General features: G+C 66.3%; 16 protein-coding genes. 7 read left to right on the top strand and 9 right to left on the bottom strand.

Annotation, left to right across the window (positions count from 1 at the left end):
- Positions 1–51: 51 nt before the first annotated feature.
- Positions 52–1,404: a dihydrolipoamide acetyltransferase family protein gene (locus tag ACWJI7_RS07005; RefSeq protein WP_479936533.1), complete on the top strand. Its 1,353-nt coding sequence runs from the start codon at positions 52–54 to the stop codon at positions 1,402–1,404.
- Complete coding sequence (queA, locus tag ACWJI7_RS07000) at positions 1,401–2,531, top strand: tRNA preQ1(34) S-adenosylmethionine ribosyltransferase-isomerase QueA (protein WP_479936904.1); 1,131 nt, start codon at positions 1,401–1,403, stop codon at positions 2,529–2,531. Before ACWJI7_RS07005 ends, queA begins: the two co-directional genes overlap by 4 nt.
- 24 nt (positions 2,532–2,555) lie before the next feature.
- Here queA and ACWJI7_RS06995 read toward each other — a convergent pair whose 3' ends face one another.
- The 3 genes from ACWJI7_RS06995 to ACWJI7_RS06985 all read right to left on the bottom strand — a co-directional run bounded on the left by ACWJI7_RS06995 (position 2,556) and on the right by ACWJI7_RS06985 (position 4,473).
- Positions 2,556–3,155, bottom strand: a complete 600-nt coding sequence (locus tag ACWJI7_RS06995) for a superoxide dismutase (RefSeq protein WP_479936531.1) — start codon at positions 3,153–3,155, stop codon at positions 2,556–2,558.
- A 290-nt stretch (positions 3,156–3,445) separates the two neighbouring features.
- Positions 3,446–4,066: an FKBP-type peptidyl-prolyl cis-trans isomerase gene (locus ACWJI7_RS06990; protein ID WP_479936529.1), complete on the bottom strand. Its 621-nt coding sequence runs from the start codon at positions 4,064–4,066 to the stop codon at positions 3,446–3,448.
- A gap of 65 nt (positions 4,067–4,131) precedes the next feature.
- On the bottom strand, positions 4,132–4,473 hold the full coding sequence (locus ACWJI7_RS06985; protein WP_479936528.1) for a phasin family protein: 342 nt from the start codon (positions 4,471–4,473) through the stop codon (positions 4,132–4,134).
- A gap of 36 nt (positions 4,474–4,509) precedes the next feature.
- Between ACWJI7_RS06985 and ACWJI7_RS06980 the strand changes: the two genes are divergently transcribed.
- Positions 4,510–6,018: an apolipoprotein N-acyltransferase gene (locus tag ACWJI7_RS06980; RefSeq protein WP_479936526.1), complete on the top strand. Its 1,509-nt coding sequence runs from the start codon at positions 4,510–4,512 to the stop codon at positions 6,016–6,018.
- A gap of 242 nt (positions 6,019–6,260) precedes the next feature.
- A complete protein-coding gene (locus ACWJI7_RS06975; RefSeq protein ID WP_479936524.1) occupies positions 6,261–6,635 on the top strand; it encodes an AbrB family transcriptional regulator in 375 nt (124 codons plus the stop codon).
- Positions 6,636–6,770: 135 nt separating this feature from the next.
- Here the strand turns inward: ACWJI7_RS06975 and ACWJI7_RS06970 are convergent, their stop codons facing one another.
- On the bottom strand, positions 6,771–7,100 hold the full coding sequence (locus ACWJI7_RS06970; RefSeq protein ID WP_479936522.1) for an RNA recognition motif domain-containing protein: 330 nt from the start codon (positions 7,098–7,100) through the stop codon (positions 6,771–6,773).
- 102 nt (positions 7,101–7,202) lie between these two features.
- Here ACWJI7_RS06970 and ACWJI7_RS06965 point away from each other — a divergent pair, with 102 nt between their 5' ends.
- From ACWJI7_RS06965 to ACWJI7_RS06955, 3 genes are all read left to right on the top strand, one after another.
- A complete protein-coding gene (locus ACWJI7_RS06965) occupies positions 7,203–7,787 on the top strand; it encodes a PAP/fibrillin family protein (protein WP_479936520.1) in 585 nt (194 codons plus the stop codon).
- 100 nt (positions 7,788–7,887) lie between these two features.
- Positions 7,888–8,142, top strand: a complete 255-nt coding sequence (locus ACWJI7_RS06960; RefSeq protein WP_479936519.1) for a cell division protein SepF — start codon at positions 7,888–7,890, stop codon at positions 8,140–8,142.
- Positions 8,143–8,233: 91 nt separating this feature from the next.
- Positions 8,234–8,947 (top strand): hypothetical protein, encoded by a 714-nt coding sequence (locus tag ACWJI7_RS06955; protein WP_479936518.1) that lies wholly within the window; start codon positions 8,234–8,236, stop codon positions 8,945–8,947.
- A 33-nt stretch (positions 8,948–8,980) separates the two neighbouring features.
- Here ACWJI7_RS06955 and rlmN read toward each other — a convergent pair whose 3' ends face one another.
- From rlmN to rpoB, 5 genes are all read right to left on the bottom strand, one after another.
- The gene (gene rlmN, locus ACWJI7_RS06950) at positions 8,981–10,081 is read right to left on the bottom strand and encodes a dual-specificity RNA methyltransferase RlmN (protein WP_479936517.1); all 1,101 of its coding nucleotides are present in this window, start codon (positions 10,079–10,081) and stop codon (positions 8,981–8,983) included.
- Positions 10,081–10,236 carry a high light inducible protein gene (locus ACWJI7_RS06945; RefSeq protein ID WP_479936902.1) on the bottom strand — a complete coding sequence of 52 codons (156 nt, stop codon included), beginning with the start codon at positions 10,234–10,236 and terminating at the stop codon, positions 10,081–10,083. The genes rlmN and ACWJI7_RS06945 overlap by 1 nt, the downstream gene beginning before the upstream one ends.
- Before the next feature lie 5 nt (positions 10,237–10,241).
- A complete protein-coding gene (locus ACWJI7_RS06940) occupies positions 10,242–14,306 on the bottom strand; it encodes a DNA-directed RNA polymerase subunit beta' (RefSeq protein WP_479936516.1) in 4,065 nt (1,354 codons plus the stop codon).
- Between the two features lie 71 nt (positions 14,307–14,377).
- Positions 14,378–16,282, bottom strand: coding sequence for a DNA-directed RNA polymerase subunit gamma (locus tag ACWJI7_RS06935; RefSeq protein ID WP_479936514.1), 1,905 nt, complete (start codon positions 16,280–16,282; stop codon positions 14,378–14,380).
- Positions 16,283–16,334: 52 nt separating this feature from the next.
- Entirely contained in the window at positions 16,335–19,634 is a 3,300-nt protein-coding gene (gene rpoB / locus ACWJI7_RS06930) for a DNA-directed RNA polymerase subunit beta (RefSeq protein ID WP_479936513.1), read from the bottom strand.
- Positions 19,635–19,665 lie beyond the last annotated feature (31 nt).

The raw sequence follows: 19,665 nt of genomic DNA, 5'->3' as shown, positions 1-19,665 counted from the left end.
CGTCCTGGGCGGACGTAAAATCCCTCCGCAGCCCGCATCGGGAACCGGACCTTGGCGACCCACGACATCTTCATGCCCGCCCTGAGCTCCACCATGACGGAGGGAAAGATCGTGGAGTGGCTGAAGCAGCCCGGCGATCGGGTCGCCCGCGGCGAGTCGGTCCTGGTGGTGGAGTCCGACAAGGCGGACATGGACGTGGAGGCGTTCCAGGAGGGGTTCCTGGCCTCGGTTCTGTTACCGGCCGGCTCCACCGCACCGGTGGGAGAAACGATCGGCCTGATCGTCGAGACCGAAGCGGAGATCGCCGCGGTTCAGGCCAGCGCCCCCAGCACCCCCGAGCCGGCGGCTCCGACGACCCCACCGACGGTGGCGGCATCACCAACAACCGCGCCGGCCATCCCAGCCGCCGCCCCGGCGCCGACGCCGACGCCGGCCCCGACTCCCGCACCCGTGGCGGCAGCCCCCGCAGCCACCGCCAACGGTCGGCTCGTGGTCAGCCCGAGGGCCCGGAAGCTGGCCGGCCAGCTGGGCGTCGCCCTCGAGGGGCTGCGCGGCACCGGCCCCAATGGGCGCATCCAGGCCGAGGACGTGGAACGGGCCGCCGGGAAGCCGCTCACCCTGCCCCGGGTGGCGGAAGGGACCGCCGCCGCCGTAATCACCAGCCCCGCCGGCAACGGCGCCGGCCACGGAGCACCGGCCACGGCTCCGGCCGGCCAGACCTTCGGCAGCCCCGGGGACACCGTCCCCTTCACCACACTGCAGGCGGCGGTCAACCGCACCATGGTGGCCAGCCTGGCGGTGCCCTGCTTCCACGTCGGCTACACCATCACCACCGACCGCCTCGACGCCTTCCACAAGGAGGTGAAGGGGAAGGGAGTCACCATGACGGTCCTGCTGGCCAAGGCCGTCGGAGTGACCCTGGCGCGTCACCCCCAGGTCAACGCCGGCTTCAGCGAAGCGGGCATGGCCTACCCGGCCGCCGTGAACGTGGCGGTGGCGGTGGCCATGGAAGACGGGGGGCTGATCACACCGGTGCTCGCGGCCGCCGACCGCACGGACCTCTACACCCTCTCGCGCAGCTGGGCCGATCTGGTGTCCCGCTCCCGCAGCAAGCAGCTCAAGCCGGAGGAATACAGCACGGGCAGCTTCACCCTCTCCAATCTCGGCATGTTCGGCGTCGACCGCTTCGATGCGATCCTGCCGCCCGGCACCGGCGCGATTCTGGCAGTGGCAGCCTCCCGGCCGGTGGTGGTCGCCAGCGCGGATGGCTCGATCGCCGTGCGGCGCCAGATGCAGGTCAATCTCACCGCTGATCACCGCGTCATCTACGGCACCCACGCGGCGGCGTTCCTGAAGGATCTCGCCCAGTTGATCGAGACCAACCCCGAGCAACTCGTCCTCTGACCCGGCCTTCCCCTGATCGCCTCCTCTCCAGCTATTCCTTCGAGCTGCCGGAGTCCTACATCGCCCAGTGTCCGGCCGAGCCCCGCCACGCCGCCCGGATGCTGGCGGTGGGAGCCACCCCTGCCGCTGCGGCCCGCCACCTGAGCGTCTGGGATCTGCAGGGGGAATTACGGCCCACCGATCTGCTGGTGGTCAACGACACCCGGGTCCTCAAAGCCCGGCTCCAGGCCAGACGGACCAGCGGCGGCGCGGTGGAACTGTTGATGCTCGACCCCTGGGCCACCCCGGGACCGGGCCCCGTCGAGGCCCGTTGCTGGGCCTGCCTGGCCCGGCCGGCCCGACGACTCAAGCCTGGCGAACGGCTGTGGCTGCAGGCACCGGGTGAACCGGACCTGACCCTGGAGGTGGTGGGACCCGCGGCGAGCTCGGGAGGGCGGATCATCCGATTCCCGCCCGGCTGCTCCACGGTGGAGGGGATCGAAGCGTTGCTCGGCCGATACGGCACCTTGCCGCTGCCGCCCTATATCCACCGCCAGGGACCGGAGGACGACAGCCGCTATCAGACCCGCTACGCCGCCAAGCCCGGCGCCGTGGCGGCCCCAACGGCCGGTCTGCACCTCAGCGACGCTCTGCTGGAGGCGCTGAGGCACCGGGGTGTGACGATGGCCGCGGCCACACTTCACGTGGGTCTGGGCACCTTCCGGCCGGTCGAAGGGGAAGACCTCGACGGGCTTGAACTCCACAGTGAATGGGTGGAGATCACCCCCGAACTGGTGGCAGCCGTGGCGGCCTGCCGGGCCCGCGGCGGCCGTGTGATCGCCATCGGCACCACCAGCGTCCGGAGCCTCGAGGGGGTGGCTGCCCTCAACGGTGGCGACCTGGTCCCCCACCGGGGGCCCGTGAATCTGGTGATCCAGCCGGGATTCCACTTCCAGGTGGTGCAGGGACTGCTGACCAATTTCCACCTACCCCGCAGCTCGCTGCTGCTGCTGGTCAGCGCCCTGATCGGCCGGGAGCGGCTGCTGGCTCACTACGAAGAGGCCAAGTCCCAGGGCTACCGCTTCTTCTCCTACGGCGATGCCATGTGGATCCCCCCCGAGGCCGTACTGGGCACGGCCCGGGGGTGATCGACTCCGTCGCCGAAGGGGCGATCAGGCGGCGGCCAGGTTGGCGGCAACGAAGTCCCAGTTCACCAGCTTCTCCAGGAAGGTGTTGATGTAGGCCGGCCGGAGGTTCTGATAATCCAGGTAGTAGGCGTGCTCCCACACATCCATGGTCAGCAGGGCGGTCTGGCCGTGGGCCAGGGGCAGGTCGGCGTTGCCGGTTTTGGCGATCTTGAGGCTGCCGCCGTCCAGCACGAGCCAGGCCCAGCCGCTGCCGAACTGGGTGGCGCCGGCCGCCTTGAACTGTTCGACGAAGGCGTCGAACCCACCGAGATCGGAGTTGATCTTCTCAGCCAGGGCACCGGAGGGGGCACCACCTCCACCCGGCTTCATGCTCTGCCAGTAGAAGGTGTGGTTCCAGACTTGGGCGGCGTTGTTGAAGACGCCGGCCTTGGCGGGATCAGCGGCCGCCGCCAGGATCACCGCCTCGAGGCTCTTGCCGTCGAGATCCGTTCCTTCCACCAACTTATTGAGATTGGTCACATAGGCGGCGTGGTGCTTGCCGTAGTGGAACTCGAGGGTGTTGCGGCTGATGTGGGGGGCGAGGGCGTCGAGGTCGTACGGAAGCGCGGGCAGCTGGTGAGCCATGGGGGGAAAGGAAAGCAACGGGGTGGATGGGGCGATGGATCGCCGCACACCCTGGTGGCAGGGTGAGGGTCTCGTCGGCCCGGTGCGGGGGCCGCGGCCATCGGCGCGACCCGCGGGAGAAGACGAGTCCCGGCTGGCTCCCTCGCCTGACCACACAAGTGGTGACGCCACGGAGGACGTCCGGCGGGGAGTGGCGGCGGAACGGAGAGGAAAGGTTGGAAGCCGCCGGCCCATCCAGATCTCACTCTAACGACGGCTCCCGGGGCCAGGGCCGGCGGCAAGGCGGGCCCTCAGCCGCCCACTCCGAGCAGTTCCACTTCGAACGTGAGGGTGGCATTGGGGGGGATGACACCGCCGGCCCCGCGCTCCCCATAGGCCAGATCCGGGGGGATCACCAGCTTGCGCTTGCCACCCACCTTCATGCCCACCACACCCTCGTCCCAACCGCGGATCACCCGGCCGGCTCCGAGTGGAAACGAGAACGGGCCCCGGCCATAGCTGCTGTCAAACTCCAGGCCGCTGGCCAGGGTGCCCCGGTAGTTGACCTGCACCGACTGCCCGGCGATCGCCTCGGCCCCCTCGCCGATGACCAGGTCGGTGATGCGCAGGCCGCTGTCGGTGAGCCGTTCCTTCGGAGCCACCATTGCGCCGCCCAGATCGGCGGCGCCGCTGGACTGGGCCAGGGTGAGATCGGCCGGAGTGTCAGAAGCCATGGTGAAGAGGGAAGGATTGGACACATCGGGATCGAGTTCGAACCGACCCGGCTGGCGGGAGACGTTCGGGGCTGCAACGGCCTCCACCGGATCCCCGCTGGCCGCGGCATCCAGGCTGCCGGGGGCCACGAGCTGACTGACCAGTGCCACCAGCAGGAACACCAGGCAGAGGGTGGAGCTGATCAGGATGTCACGCATGGCAGGGCTCGGCAGCCGGGAGAAGTGGATGCGAGGGGGATTCTGCCAGCGCCGGGGCGGGAGCCCTACTCCTGGGCCTCCGCCGCCTCCCGCCGCGTCCGCAGCAGTTGCTCAAGGCGGTCGATCCGACCCCGCAGTTCGTCAACCTCCTTCTGGCGGGCGAGGCCGACATCCTGGAGGAAGTGGTCGATGCCGCGCTCCATCTGACGCTCGGTGCGCTTCTCCAGTTCCGGGTTCTCACCCCGCAGGGCACGCATCACATCATCGACCAGCACGGTGGCCTGGCTGGGATCGAGACGACCGCTCGTCACCCAGTCCTGGGTGACGCTCCGCAGGCGATCGGCCACGAGAGAACTCGTGCCCAGCCCCCGCAACAGCAGTTGTTGGAGCAGATTGTCCCGTTCCATCGAGGCGAAGCGCGTCTCTCTTGATGATGTCGTTCCGTGGAGGTTCGGGCCATGGGAGATGACCGGCGCCGCAGGGCCGCCCTGGGCTGGCTCCTGGCCGGGGGGGCGGGGGGTGCGATCGCCGCCCTGGCGCTGGCACCACTCGGCTGGCCGCCCCTGCTCTGGCTGGCGCTGGTGCCGCTCTGGCGCTCCTGCGGCGCGGCGCCGAGCCGGACGGGCGGCTCTGGAACAGCCCTGTCGGGGGCGGCGGCCTGGGGGACGGCCGCGGTGCTCGTCAGCCATCGCTGGCTGCTCTGGCTCCATCCCCTCGACTGGATCGGCGTCCCCCCGACCCTCAGCCTGCCGATCTGTTTCGCCCTTTGGCTGAGCTGCGGTCTGGCGGGGGGAGCGCTGGTCGGGGGCTGGGGCGCTCTGGTGGGGACGCTGGGAGCCCGGCGACCGGGGACGGCCCTGCTGGCGGCGGGGGGGTGGGGCCTGGCCGAAGTGCTTCTGGCGCAAGGACCGCTGTTCTGGACCGGACTGGGCGCCTCCGCCCTGCCGGGGGACCGGGCCCTGGCCGGCCTGGCGGCCTGGGGTGGGGGGGGACTGGTGGCAGCGGCCCAGCTGCTGCTGGGCTGGACGCTCTGGCGGTTGCTGGCGGAGGGGGAACGGCGGCGGGCCTGGCTGGTGCTGTTCGTCGCTCTGGTGGGCTCGCTTCACCTGCTGGGCTGGAGCCAGATCCATCCGTCCGGGGCGGGCCGGGGCGAGCGGCTAACGGTGATGGTGCACCAACCGGCCATCCCCACCCGCGAGAAGTTTCAACCGCTCCAGCAGCGCCGACTGCTGGAGCAGCTGCGGGCGGCCCGGCGGGAGGCGGCCCGGCGGGGGGGCGGCCCCCTGCTGCTGCCCGAGGGCACCCTCGTGCTCGGTCAGCCGTTCCCGAGTGCCGAGGCGGTGGAGGTGCTCAGCGGCGGCTTCCGGCTCGAGGCCGAGGAGCTGCGCAGTGCCGTGCTCCGGATCGAACCCGACCGGGTGGAGGCCTCCGGCTGGGTCGACAAGTCGCGGCTGGTCCCCCTGGGGGAATGGGTGCCGCTGGCGAGGCTGTGGCGCTGGGGAGGGCTCTCGGCGGTCGGGGGGGTGGAGCCCGGGGCGCCCTCCCGGCTGCTGCCGCGGCCGGAAGGTGACGTGGCCGTGGCGATCTGCTACGAGCTCTCGGATGGCCGGTCCCTGCGGGAGGCCACCCGCTCCGGCGCGATGTGGCTGCTTGCCAGCGCTAATTTGGATCCCTATCCGTCCCTGCTGCGGCAGCAGTTCGCCGCGCTGGCCCAGCTGCGGGCGATCGAGAACGGCCGCTGGCTGGTGAGCGCCGCCAACACCGGACCGAGCCTGGTGATCGACGGCCAGGGACGGGTGCGTCAGCGCTTGCCGGAGGCACGGCCCGTCAGTGACACCTTCACGTTGACGTTGCTGAGCCGGCTCAGCCCGTATGGACACTGGGGAGAGACTCCATTGCTGGTCTTGATTCTGTTCGGAGCCGGCCTGCGTGTGTTCTCTGGTCAACGATGATCTGGCCGAGAGCTCTGATGCGGACAGAGCCGTTTTTAGCCTGATGCGTTGCATGCCTCGGCACAGGTTCGTCGGATCAGGCCAACGCAAGGTGAGCGGGCGATCCACCGACCAGCCACCGGCAGGGGGGGATCAGGGTGGAGCAGTCCGCGAGAATCTCGAAACGGGAGACTCGTGATTGCCGAAGCCTCGACAGACTCTCATTGTTCAGTATGTTGAGAGAGAACTTTCCCACTTCCCCCATGTTGACCGGTTCGGATCTCCTGGCAAAGGTCAAGGAGCTTGGCGATGTGAGTAAATCCGATCTGGTGCGTGCCGCCGGGTACGTGAGCACCAAGAAGGACGGCAGCGAACGTCTCAACTTCACCGCCTTCTATGAAGCGCTGCTGGAGGCCAAAGGGGTCAGCCTGGGCGCCGGAGGCGGTGGGAACCCCGCCGGGAAAGGTGGTCGCAAGCTGAGCTACATCGCCACGGTTCAGGGCAACGGCAACCTGCTGGTCGGCAAGGCCTACACCGCCCTGTTGGACCTCAAACCCGGCGATGAGTTTGAACTGAAGATCGGTCGCAAGCAGATCCGCCTGGTGCCCGTCGGGGGTGAAGACGAAGGGGAGGATTGAGCCTCGTCCCCGAGCGGACGCCACCGACTGGGGCTCGGGAGCCATCAAAAAACCCCGCCAGTGGCGGGGTTGAGCATCGGATGGGGGTTTGGTTCCGGGCCCGACTCGCGCGAACGATCGGACATCAACTTGGTTTCAGTACCGGCTGCGGCCACCTCCATAGCCGCCGCCGCCACCGCCACCGCCGCCATAACCACCGCCGCCGCCACGGCCGCCGCCGCCGCCACGGGGTTCCGCTTTGTTGACCCGGATCATCCGGTTCATCCATTCGACGTTCTGAAGATCGTCGATGGCCTTCTGCTCTTCGGCGTCGTTGGCGAGCTCAACGAACGCGAAGCCGCGCTTGCGGCCGGTTTCCCGATCAAGGGGAAGGCTGCACTGGCGCACCTCTCCGTACTGACTGAACAGGTCACGGAGATCCTCCTGCTCGGCATCGAACGAGAGGTTGCCTACGTAGATTGTCATGTAACATTAAATAACTTTAACCGATCCCTCGACGGCTCCAACAAGTCGTGACCTGGCCAGAGATCGAAAAATCAACTCTTACCTTACACACCTCCCTTCCCCATGACGGCCAGCGATGCACTCCGGCAGGCGCTCTCCAGGCCGGTCGCGCCGCCCGACGACGAGGTCCGGGCTCTGATCAAAACCCTGGAGCGTGAGGCTCCAGCCGATCTCCGCTCCAACCCCTCCCTTCTCCGGGGGGTCTGGGAGCTGCGCTGGAGCAGCAGCCGTGCTCCCTATCTCCAGGTGGCGGCCTGGCTGGAGAACCTCCAGGTGCTGGATCCGGATCGGGGACGGGCCATGAATCTGCTGCGCCTGGCCGGCCCCCTGGGACAGGTGGCGGGCATCAGCGTGGAGGCCACGATCGCCACCGCGGGATCCCAGCGGGTGCAGGTCACATTCGAGCGGGGAGGCTGGCTGGGCCCCCGCTTCGGGGATCGCCGCCTGCGGCTGTTTCGGGAGGTGCGCCAGAATTTTCCGGCCTGGCTCGACATCACCGTGCTGGATACCGCGGTGAGGGTGTCCCGTGGCAACGCCGGCACCCTGTTCGCCCTGCTTCGGCGTGATGATCTCGAGCCGGAGTCGCTGTTGCCGGAGCCGGCGGCTGCCGCGAACATCGCCCGGCGGCAGGCGAGCGGCGAGGTCTGAGAATCTCAGCCGGCTGCCAGCTGGATTGGCGTCCCATTCCTGTCCATGGCACCGTACGCAGATGGATCGGTTTTCCGACTTGCCCCCCGAAGTGGTCCTGATGGAACCACTGCGCTTCGAGGATGTTCTCTTTGCCGTTCAGGCCGTACGGGAGCGCAAGACGGTGGTGTTGAACTTCAGTTCGATGCCGGCCGAAGAGGCGCAACGGGCTGCCGATTTCGTCTCCGGTGGGGTGTTCGCCCTCGACGGTCAGCAGGAGCGACTGGGGGAGATGGTCTTCCTGTTCGCCCCGGCCGGCGTGGATGTCACCCGGGACAGCGGGGGGGCAGAGCCCCAGGGCTGGTCGAGATCGTAAGGAAAATCACAGATTTCTGTTACAGTTTGAAAGGTTTTGGTTCGCCATGGGCGGCGGAGACCGGCTCCCGCGCTTTTCTTTCCTCCCTCCCGTGCCGCACGCTCTCGTTTTCGCCCTCAGCACCGGTGCCCCTGGGAACCCGCCGACGGGATCCTGCTGGCCCTGGCTGCTGGAGCGGCAGCGCCAGGCCCTGGGCGAAGGGCTGGCGCTCAGGATCTACCGCTGCCCCGGCGACTGGGAAGGCAGCCTGGACGACCTGGTCGCCTCCGGGCAGGCCGCGGTGGACCGGGCGGACCCCTTCGGCGGTGGAGGCCAGCTGATCTGCGATGCGGTGATTCCCTGCTTTGATCCCACCAGGCTGTGGCTGAGCGTGTTCGCTGCGGAGTCCGGCACCGATCTCTCAGGGACTGCGTTCACCCGTCTGGACAGCTTTCCACTCCGGGACGCCACCAACGACACCTGCTGGTTCTATCCCACTGAGGACGGCGACTACCTGGCCTGCGAAACCCGTTCGCCCATGCGCTGGGGCCCCGGCCAGATGCCGCCCGAAACAGCGCCCGGGACCTCCCCCCCGGCGCCCGGGGCCAAGCCGGCCTACGACCGCGGCGAGATCCGGCTGCTCTGGTCCCTGATGGCCGATGACCCTCGCCTGAGCTGCGTCGGGCTGACCTTCCGGGGACGCCGGATCGACTTTCCGATCGCCGAACGCCAGCCCGGCCGCGCCACCGGCTGGACATCGTTCCGGGTCGAATCCACAGCGGAAACCTCCTTCCAGCGTCTCTCGACCATCACCACCTTCGGCTGAGACCGTCCGGATCCGGTCAGCTGCGGCGCCGGCTCAGCCCCCGCTCAGCCGGCGCCGCAGCTGACCGCAGGCCGCGTCCTGATCAAGACCACGGCTGGCCCTGACACTCACGGCCACGTGGCGTTCCTGCAGGGCCCGCCGAAAGGCCTCCACCCGATCGGCCGCGGGGCGCTGGAACTCCTCCTCCTCGATCGGGTTGTAGGGAATCAGATTCACGTGGCTCTGAAAGCCCCGCAGCAGCCGGGCCAGCGCGGCCGCCTGATGGGGATGATCGTTGAGACCCCCCAGAAGGATGTATTCGAAGCTGACCCGCCGGCCAGTGATCGCCACGTAGCGGCGGCAATCCTCGAGCAGGGCCTCGATCGGATAGGCGTGGGCGGTGGGGATCAACGTCTGGCGCAGGCGCTGGTCCGGCGCATGCAGACTCACCGCCAGGGTGAACTGGGCCCGGCCTAGGCGCGCCAAGGCCTGCTCGGCCAGAGTGGGAAGGGTACCGGGGACGCCCACCGTGCTGACGGTGATCCTGCGCTGGGCCATGCCCAGGTCGGTGCAGAGGCACGCGATCGCGTCGAGCACTGCCTCGATGTTGAGCAGCGGTTCCCCCATGCCCATGAACACGGCATGGCTGGGGCGCTGCCCCATCACCTCGCGCACGCTGAGCACCTGATCCACAATTTCGTGGAGCGCCAACGAGCGCTGCAGCCCGCCCTTGCCGGTGGCGCAGAAGCGGCAGGCCATCGGGCAGCCCACCTGGCTGCTGACGCAGACAGTCAGACGCCCCTCGGCAGGAATGCCCACCGTTTCTAGGCTCAGGCCGTCGACGGTGCCGAGCAGGAGCTTGGTGGTGCCATCGCGGGCCACGCCGCGGTGCAGCTCCCTGGAGCGGCCGATCCAGTCAGCGGCCCCGGCGGGGGGCTGGGCGACGAGACGCTCGCGCCAGGCCCTGGGCAGCACGGAAACCTCCCCCAGGCTGCGCACGCCCCTCGCATAGAGCCATTCGTGCAGCTGGCGGCCCCGGAAGGAGGGCTGGCCCTGGGCCGCAGCCCAGCCCTCCAGGTCTGCCTTGCCCATGCCCAGAAGGGGGCGGGGGGGAGAGGCCTGCTGCGGCGAGACCCGGGCAGCGGCGGCGACCATCAGGGCCAGATCAGCAGGCCGTGGCCCAGGGCCCACTCCACCGCCACCAGGGCGATGAAGCCAAGCATCGCCAGGCGCCCATGCAGTCGCTCCGTGTGGGCGTGGAAGCCGTAGCGGGGGAGGTGCCGCTCAGGGACCAGGGTGGGTTCGAGCACGACACTCATTCCTCGCTGCTCAGCAAGCCCTCTTCCTGCAGCCCTTCGAGGGCGGCGGGATCGGGAACGAGCTCCTCCTCCAGGCCATCCTCCGGGGTGGGACGGGCAAAGGCCGCAAAGGAGCTGGCGGAGGCTTCGATGCCGCGCTTGCTGCGAACCGCGTCGAGCTCGTCGTCGGAGGGATCGTCGAGGACGGCGGTGGAGGCCGGAGCCGCCGCCGGCATCTCCACGGTGTAGTCCGGACGCAGGTTGGGCATGCGGCGGTACCCGCCGGCCTCCTCATCGAGGATGTCGGGATGGGGGCCCGCCTCGTTGCGCAATTCCTCCTCGAAGCCACCGAAGCCCGTTCCGGCCGGGATCAGCCGGCCGATGATGACGTTCTCCTTGAGACCGCGCAGCCAGTCGCTCTTGCCTTCGATCGCCGCCTCGGTCAGCACCCGGGTCGTTTCCTGGAAGCTGGCGGCGGAGATGAAGCTGTCGGTGTTGAGGGAGGCCTTGGTGATGCCCAGCAGCACCGGGGTGAACTCGGCAGGGGCACCGCCCGTGATCGCCATGGCCTGGTTGACCTGCTCCACCTGGCGCAGCTCGATCAGCTCACCGGGCAACAGGGTCGTGTCGCCGGCATCCTCGATGCGCACCTTGCTGGTCATCTGGCGCACGATCACTTCGATGTGCTTGTCATCGATGGTGACACCCTGGGATTTGTAGACGTTCTGCACCTCCTGGACCATGCGGAACTGCAGTTTGGAAATGGCCTCCTGGGCCGCTTCCATCGAGGGCTTGCGGCTGCGCAGATCCTCGAAATAGCACTCAAGCAGTTCGTGCGGGTTGATCGGGCCATCGGTAAGCATTTCGCCGGCCTTCACCTGCTGGCCATCGTTGACCATCACGTTGCGTCCCAGGGTGATCTGGTAGGGCGTGCTGGCGTCGTCCTGTTCGATCACCGAGAGGGCGATCGAGTCGTCCTCCTCTCCGGGCTTGATCGTGGCGGTGCCGGGCTTGCGGCAGAGCACCGCGGATTCCCGGGGCCGGCGGGCCTCCAGTAGCTCCTCGATGCGGGGAAGACCCTGAACGATGTCACCGGTCTTCTGGCGCTCGAACACCAGCAGGGCCAGGGCATCCCCCCGCTGGACCAGCTCGCCGTCGCGCACGTGCAGCACCGAATCGGGGGAAACCATGTATGGACGGCCGAGGCGGATGGTGATCTGACTGCCCTCAATGACTTCCACCTGGCCGCAGCACGGGGCCTCGATCCCATCGGCCAAGGGGTCGCCATCCACCAGACGGTCACCCAGGCTGACCGTGGGGGAGCCGGCACCCAGATCGATCTGCTGGGTGTCGCCATCGCGCTCGACGATCAGACGCCGGACGGGTTCGCCTTCGATCGACTCGGGCAGCTGGACCAGTCCGTCCTCCTTGCAGAGGATCTGGGTGGTGGCCACCACATCGCCGCTCTTGACCGAGACGCCGTCCTCCACCTGCAGTTCGGTATGGGTCGAGCCGTGGCTGGCGTCGGAGAGGGTGTCCCGACGGACCAGCAGGCTCTCGAGGATCACCAGTTGTAACCGCTCGATCGTCTTGGCCCGCCTGTCGGGCACCGCCTCCACATCCACCGTCATCTGGGGGGTGGTGTCGAAGGTGTCGAGAATCAGCTGGGTGCGCAGCAGCTCGACGCCATCGACCGATTTGATCAGCTCACCATCCTTGAAGGTGAGGCGCTGAATCGCCTTGAGACCGAGGGAGGGGCCGCCGTTCTGCTTGACGCTGCCAAGATCGGGCAGATGGGCCTGGTCGGGGATGGTGTACTCCTCCACGGGGCGGAGCAGCAGGGCACCCCCTTCCGGAGTGTCCACCGCCTCCACGAACACCATCGCCTCTGGGGTGAGCCCGGGGGCGATCTCCTCTCCGGGGTTGTGGATCCGGCCCTCATCGCCGTAGCGGGAGAGGATCTTGCTGTCGGCCACCAGATGGAGAGTGCCGGAGCGCACGATGATCTCGCGCAGGATGTCGTTCTTCTGGGTGACGGTGACAATGCCGGCCGTCTGGCTGAAAATGTCCTTGACCACCTCGGTACCGGCCTCGATCCACTGGCCGTCCTCGATCATCAGCAGGGAGATGTCCTTGTTGATCTCGTGGGTTTCCTGGGGGATCCAGAGCAAGGTGCCGCCTTTGCTGACCTCGTAGCCGTTCTTGGCGGAACGGGCCTTCTTGATCGACAGGCCAGGGGCATACTTGATCAGACCTCCGGTCTGGGTGCGGAACCGGTTGTCGGCCAGTTCGGCGATCACCTCACCGCTGCCGATCTTGCTGCCGGGCTGGGTCTTGAGCAGGTATCGGGCGTTGTCCTTGCCTTCCAGGTGCCAGATCTCGCCGGAATGGGTGGATTCCCCCACCAGCTTGCAATCCTTGAGGGTGAGGCTGGCGGTGACGATCTGAACCTCCCGGTTCTCACCGGTCGATTCCCGCAGCCGCACGACGCCACCGTGCTCACTGACCTGCCGGCTCTCCGCCAGCACCTCGCCGGTGGTGACCGCCGTGTTGCCCTTGACGACGGGCATCGCATTGGGTGGGAGGTTGTAGACATCTCCGGCAAGAACCCAGAGCCGGCCGAGACGCTGGGCCTTGAGGGTGATGTTGCCCTGGCGGTCGGTGACCTCCCGGGGCTGGATCACGTCTTCGTAACGCACCTGACCGGCCAGGTCGCAGATCACGTCTTTGGTGGCCTTCTCGATGCTCTTCTTGACCGTGGCGCCCGCGGAGATCTGGGCCAGGATCATCTCGGCCGGGACCGTTTCACCGTCGGCCACGAACAGCACCGAACCGGCGGTGATGTCCAGCCGCTGCTGCCGGCCCTTGCCGGACGGCTTGACCGTCAGGTTGAAATCGGTCTCAGCCAGCATCGCCTCCACGCCATGGGAGGTGCGGTGTCCGCGGACCCGGGCCTTGGGTCCGAACTCCACCACCCCATTGAACAGGGAGCGCACCACTCCCGTTTCCGCCGTGGAGACTCCACCGGTGTGGAAGGTGCGCATCGTGAGCTGGGTGCCGGGTTCCCCGATCGACTGGGCCGCGATGATGCCCACCGCCTCGCCCAGATCGACCAGCTCGTTGTGGGCCAGGGCCCAGCCATAGCACTTGCGACACACCGAGCGGGCCGCCTCACAGGTCAGCGGGGAGCGGACCACGACGGAACGGACACCGGCCGCCTCAATCGCGGCCGACACCTCGTTGTCGATCTCCCCATCCCGATCAACCAGCAGCGAGCCGTCGGCGGCCAGAACGGGCTCGGCCGCCAGACGTCCGACCAGTTTGGCGAAGAAGCGCCCCCGCTCATCCGCGTCGATCGGGATGCCACGGGTGGTCCCGCAGTCGTCCTCCCGGACGATCACATCCTGGGCCACATCCACCAGGCGGCGGGTGAGATAGCCCGAGTCGGCCGTCCGCAGGGCCGTGTCCACCAGTCCCTTGCGGGCGCCGTAGGAGGAGATCACGTATTCCGTGACCGTGAGCCCCTCACGGAAGTTGGTGCGGATGGGGAGGTCGATGATCTCCCCCTGGGGGTTGGCCATCAGGCCGCGCATGCCCACCAGCTGGCGCACCTGGGACATATTGCCCCGGGCGCCGGAGTTGGCCATCATCCAGACCGAGTTGAGCGGATCGTTCTCGTTGAAGTTCTTCTTGACTTCCTCGACCAGTCGTTCGTTGGTTTCAGTCCAGGTGTCGATCACCTTGGTGTGCCGCTCCACCTCGGTGATCTCACCGAGGCGGTAGCGCTCCTCGGTGTCGGTGATCTGCTGCTCGGCCTCCTGCAGCAGGCGGGCCTTTTCACCCGGAATGCGCAGATCCTCCACCGAGATTGAAACGGCGGCCTGGGTGGCGTAGTGGAAGCCGAGATCCTTGAGTTCATCGGCCATCGAGGCGGTGGCCGCGGTGCCGTGGTGCTTGTAGGCCCAGGCCACCAGGGTCCTCAGGGCTTTCTTATCGATCTCGCGGTTGAGGAAACGGGGCGTCTCCTTGCTCAGGGCTGCGCCACGGGACTGAACGCCGGGCCTGGAGGGGGTGGTGGTCATGGCGGCGAGCGGAAGGGAAACCTGGAAAGGGTGGGGGTTTGAAGACGGGCAGGGACGACGCTGCCGGACGCTCAAGTGGCGGCCACGGCGTCGAAGATCGTTCGGTTCATCACGACCCGACCCACCGTGGTCAGCAGATAGCGGCTGATCAGGGCCCCGTCCTCATCGAAGCGATCGCGGCGGTACTGCCACTGCTCGATGCGCGTGCCGTCGCTGAGGGTGTCCTGGTGCACGGGCTCCTCGGACTCGTCCTCAGCTTCGACCTCACCGGCGAAACGCACCCAGATCCACTCGTGCAGCGCGAGATGTTTCTCATCGAAGGCGCTGAGCACATCATCAAGGCCGGCGAAAGTGCGCCGGCGATCGCCGAACGTGGGTTTCGACTCGGCGCGATCGATGGCGGTCAGGTAATAGATGCCGAGCACCATGTCCTGGGACGGGGTGATGATCGGCTCGCCGGTGGCCGGCGAGAGGATGTTGTTGCTGGCCAGCATCAGCATGCGGGCCTCGGTCTGGGCCTCAATCGCCAGGGGCACATGGACAGCCATCTGGTCGCCGTCGAAGTCGGCGTTGAAGGCCGGACAGACCAGGGGATGGAGCTGGATGGCCCGGCCATCCACCAGCTTGGGCTCAAAGGCTTGGATGCCGAGACGGTGGAGGGTGGGAGCTCGGTTGAGCAGGATCGGATGGCCTTCGATCACCTCCTGAAGCACCTGCATCACCTCATCATCGGCCCGCTGGATCAGTTTCTTGGCGGCCTTGATGTTGTTGACGATGTTCTGGCGGATCAGGCGATGGATCACGAAAGGCTGGAACAGCTCGATCGCCATCTCCTTGGGCAGGCCGCACTGGTGCATCTTGAGCTTGGGACCCACCACAATCACGGAGCGGCCGGAGTAGTCGACCCGCTTGCCCAGCAGGTTCTGACGGAAGCGGCCCTGCTTGCCCTCGATGATGTCGCTGAGGGATTTGAGTGGGCGATTGTTCGCCCCCACTACAGTGCGGCCCCGCCGTCCATTGTCGATCAGGGCATCAACGGCCTCCTGGAGCATCCGCTTTTCATTGCGGACGATGATCTCCGGAGCAAGAATCTCCTGCAACCGGGCCAGCCGGTTGTTGCGGTTGATGACCCGGCGATAGAGATCATTGAGATCGCTGGTGGCGAAACGGCCACCATCGAGTTGCACCATCGGCCGCAGATCCGGCGGGATCACGGGGATGGCATCCAGCACCATCCAGGCCGGCTGGGCGTCGGTGGCGATGAAATTGTCGATCACCCGGAGACGTTTGATCAGCTTGGCCCGCTTTTGGCCCTTGCTGCCGGCAATCTCCTCACGCAACTGCTCAGCGATCTCGCTGAGATTGAGGTCTTCGAGAAGACGCTTGAGTGCCTCCGCACCGATACCAACCTCGGGCTCGTTCTCAATCTCCGAATCCTCGGCATAGATCTGATCCTCGATCTCCAGCCACTCATCTTCCGTGAGCAGCTGCTTGTAGGTCAGATCTTGGTGGTCACCCTTTTCGAGCACCACATAGCAGTTGAAATATACGATCTGCTCGACATCCCGCAGGGGCATATCGAGCAGGATGGCCACATAGCTCGGAATTCCCTTGAGGTACCAGACATGGGAAACCGGAGCCGCCAGCTTGATGAAGCCCATACGGTGCCGCCGCACCCGGCTCTCGGTGACCTCCACCCCGCAACGTTCGCAGACGATGCCACGATGCCTCACCCGCTTGTACTTGCCGCAATGGCATTCCCAGTCCTTGGACGGGCCGAAGATCTTCTCGCAGAAGAGCCCATCCATCTCAGGCTTGAGCGTGCGGTAGTTAATCGTTTCGGGCTTGGTGACCTCACCGACCACCTGACCGTTGGGCAGAGTGCGTTGTCCCCACTGCATGATCCGCTCGGGGGAAGCGAGCGTGATCTTGACGTAGTCGAAGTGGTTCTCGGTGCGGAGATTGCTGTTGGTCATAACCAGGGGTCGCGCGGACGTCTAGGGAAACGGAACGGAACGGGCAGCGGGTTCAGTCGTCGTCGTAGTCCGCGACGCCGAGAGATTCGTAGGTTGGACGGTTCGGGGTGCTGCGCCGCGGATTGACGTCCTGCATCAGGTCCACCTCATCGCCGGCGTCGGTGTAGACCGCGATGTCGAGCCCCAGGGACTGCAGCTCGCGCATCAGCACCTTGAACGACTCCGGCGTGCCGGGGCGGGGGATCGGCTTGCCCTTGACAATGGCGTTCAGGGCCTCGTTGCGGCCCTGCATGTCGTCGGACTTGACCGTGAGCAGCTCCTGCAGGGTGTAGGCGGCGCCATAGGCCTCAAGGGCCCAGACCTCCATCTCTCCGAGCCGCTGGCCACCCTGCTGGGCCTTCCCGCCCAGGGGTTGCTGGGTGACGAGGGAGTAGGGGCCGGTGGAGCGGGCGTGGATCTTGTCATCCACCAGGTGCACCAGCTTGAGGATGTGGGCATAGCCGACCGTGACCGGCTGGTCGAAGGCCTCGCCGGTGCGGCCATCCACGAGCTGGATCTTGCCGGGGTTGGCCGGGTCGTAGACCCAGTCCTTGCCGGGAAGGGCAGAGGCCTCCTCCAGATACTTCTGGACCGTGTTCTTGGAGGTTTCGTTGCCGTGCATCTCATCGAACGGCACCACCTTGACCCGGCAGCCGAGATGGGAGGAAGCCCAGCCCATCAGGCACTCAAACACCTGACCCACATTCATCCGTGACGGCACCCCGAGGGGGTTGAGCACGATGTCGATCGGGGTGCCGTCGGGCAGATAGGGCATGTCCTCGCGGGGAAGAATGCGGCTGATGATGCCCTTGTTGCCGTGGCGGCCGGCCATCTTGTCACCCACCTGGATCTTGCGCCGCTGGGCCACATAGACCCGCACGACCATGTTCGCCCCGGGGGGAAGTTCGTCTCCCTGCTCCCGGGTGTAGATCCGCACGTCCACCACCCGGCCGCGCTCGGTGCTGGGCACACGGAGGGAGTTGTCGCGCACGTCGCGAGCCTTTTCACCGAAGATGGCCCGCAGCAGCTTCTCTTCGGGCGGCTGGTCCGATTCCCCTTTCGGGGTGACCTTGCCCACCAGGATGTCGCCTGACTCCACATAGGCGCCGATGCGGATGATCCCCATCTCATCGAGGTTGCCCAGGGTTTCCTCAGCAACATTGGGAATCTCTCGGGTGATTTCCTCCGGGCCCAGCTTGGTCTGGCGGGCTTCGATCTCGTACTTCTCGATATGCACCGAGGTGTAGAGGTCATCCTGGACGAGGCGCTCACTCACGAGAATGGCGTCTTCATAGTTGTAGCCTTCCCAGGGCATATAAGCAATCAGCACATTCTGGCCCAGGGCAATTTCCCCCCCCTCACAGGCCGAGCCATTGGCCAGAACCTGACCGGCGATCACCTCATCGCCTTGCCGCACGATTGGACGCTGGTTAAGGCAGGTGTCCTGGTTGGAGCGCTGATACTTCTGAAGGTGATGCACATGGTCTGTGCCTTTCTCATCGCGGATCACGATCGCCGTGGCATCAACGAAGGTGACCATGCCGTTGACCCGGGTGATCGGCACCATGCCCGAATCGCGGGCAACCTGGGTTTCCAGGCCCGTGCCCACGAGCGGGCGCTCGGGCCGCAGCAGCGGGACCGCCTGGCGTTGCATGTTCGAGCCCATCAGGGCTCGGTTGGCATCATCGTGCTCGAGGAAGGGAATCAACGAGGTGGCCACCGAGATCACCTGCACCGGCGAAAGCTGGACGTAATCCACCTGCTCCGGTGGGACCTTCTCGAAATCCTGTCGGTAACGCACCGGCACCAGCTCGGCCGTGATCCGGCCTTCGCCATCGGTGGCCACGTCACCGGGGGCAACCCGGCATTCGTCCTCCAGGTCAGCGGAGAGATAGATGGGATCACCCTGTTTGAGCACGATGCCACCTTCCACCCTCCAGAACGGGGTTTCGATGAAGCCGTATTCGTTGACCCGGGCATGGGTGGCGAGGGAGCCGATCAGGCCGGCGTTGGGACCTTCAGGGGTTTCGATCGGGCAGATCCGCCCGTAGTGGGAGGGGTGGATGTCGCGGACGGCGAAACCGGCACGCTCCCGGGTGAGACCACCGGGACCGAGGGCACTGATGCGTCGCTTGTGGGTGAGCTCGGCCAGGGGATTAGTCTGATCCATGAACTGGCTTAGCTGGCTGGAGCCGAAGAACTCCTTGATCGCCGCCACCAGGGGCTTGGGATTCACCAACTGGGCAGGGGTGAGCGATTCGGTTTCGCCCACCGTCATCCGCTCTTTGATGATTCGCTCAAGCCGATTGAGGCCGACCCGCACCTGATTCTGGAGCAATTCGCCGACCGAGCGCACCCGGCGGTTGCCTAGGTGGTCGATGTCGTCGAGGGAGGCGCCGCCCACATCAAGCTCAAGATTGATCAGATAATCAATCGTGGAGAGCACATCCTCAGAGGTGAGGGTGCGCACAGAATCGGGGATGGTGAGCCGCAGTTTCTTGTTGATCTTATAGCGACCGACGCGCCCAAGGTCGTAGCGCTTGGGATCGAAGAAACGGCTGTTCAGCAGCTGCTGGCCGCCGCTGACTGAAGGGGGTTCACCAGGCCTCAACTTCTTGTAGAGCTCAAGCAGGGCTTGATCTTCGGAGGAAATGCCCTCATCGTTGGCGGCCTCGATCGACTTTCGGTAGTATTCAGGATGCCGCAACTTATCAAGCACGTCATTGTCGGACAGACCGATGGCACGCATCAAGACATGGGCATTGATCTTGCGGGTCTTGTCGACTCGGACGTGCAGGAGATCGTTCTTGTCAGTTTCGAATTTCAGCCAGGCACCCCGGTTGGGAATCAGGCTGGCATTGAACGTCTTTCGGCCGTTCTTGTCCTGCTCATCCTTGAAGTAGACCCCAGGAGAACGAACGATCTGATTGACGATCACACGCTCGGCGCCGTTGATGATGAAGGTGCCGCGTTCAGTCATCAAAGGAAGCTCCCCGATGAACACCTCCTGCTCCTTGATCTCGCCGGTTTCCTTGTTGACCAGCCGGCAGGTCACATACATCTGGGAGGCAAAGGTGGCATCCCGCCGCTTCGCTTCCTCCACGTCATGACGTGGACGCTTCAGGCGATACTCAGTGCCAACGAAGTGCAGCTCCAGCTTGCCCGTGTAATCGGTGATCGGGGAGAAGCTGTCGAGCTCCTCGATCAGACCTTTCTCCAGGAACCATTTGAAACTGGCCCGCTGCACCTCCACCAGGTCGGGCAGGTACGTGGCGGTCTTGACGGTCTTGGCGACCTGGATCGCGCTGCTCATGCGGGAACCTGCAGGAACGGGTTGAGGGGGG

Source organism: Cryptocyanus atlanticus LEGE 06306, assembly GCF_056633155.1.
The sequence above is the reverse complement of the archived record's forward strand: the minus strand, read 5'-3'. Positions and strand labels throughout refer to the sequence as shown.

Excerpts from the sequence above, each read along its gene's own strand:
- ACWJI7_RS06995 (WP_479936531.1), bottom strand. The coding sequence starts at position 3,155 with ATGGCTCACCAGCTGCCCGCGCTTCCGTACGACCTCGACGCCCTCGCC.
- ACWJI7_RS06990 (WP_479936529.1), bottom strand. The coding sequence starts at position 4,066 with ATGCGTGACATCCTGATCAGCTCCACCCTCTGCCTGGTGTTCCTGCTG.
- ACWJI7_RS06985 (WP_479936528.1), bottom strand. The coding sequence starts at position 4,473 with ATGGAACGGGACAATCTGCTCCAACAACTGCTGTTGCGGGGGCTGGGC.
- ACWJI7_RS06975 (WP_479936524.1), top strand. The coding sequence starts at position 6,261 with ATGTTGACCGGTTCGGATCTCCTGGCAAAGGTCAAGGAGCTTGGCGAT.
- ACWJI7_RS06970 (WP_479936522.1), bottom strand. The coding sequence starts at position 7,100 with ATGACAATCTACGTAGGCAACCTCTCGTTCGATGCCGAGCAGGAGGAT.
- ACWJI7_RS06965 (WP_479936520.1), top strand. The coding sequence starts at position 7,203 with ATGACGGCCAGCGATGCACTCCGGCAGGCGCTCTCCAGGCCGGTCGCG.
- ACWJI7_RS06960 (WP_479936519.1), top strand. The coding sequence starts at position 7,888 with ATGGAACCACTGCGCTTCGAGGATGTTCTCTTTGCCGTTCAGGCCGTA.
- rlmN (WP_479936517.1), bottom strand. The coding sequence starts at position 10,081 with ATGGTCGCCGCCGCTGCCCGGGTCTCGCCGCAGCAGGCCTCTCCCCCC.
- ACWJI7_RS06940 (WP_479936516.1), bottom strand. The coding sequence starts at position 14,306 with ATGACCACCACCCCCTCCAGGCCCGGCGTTCAGTCCCGTGGCGCAGCC.
- ACWJI7_RS06935 (WP_479936514.1), bottom strand. The coding sequence starts at position 16,282 with ATGACCAACAGCAATCTCCGCACCGAGAACCACTTCGACTACGTCAAG.
- rpoB (WP_479936513.1), bottom strand. The coding sequence starts at position 19,634 with ATGAGCAGCGCGATCCAGGTCGCCAAGACCGTCAAGACCGCCACGTAC.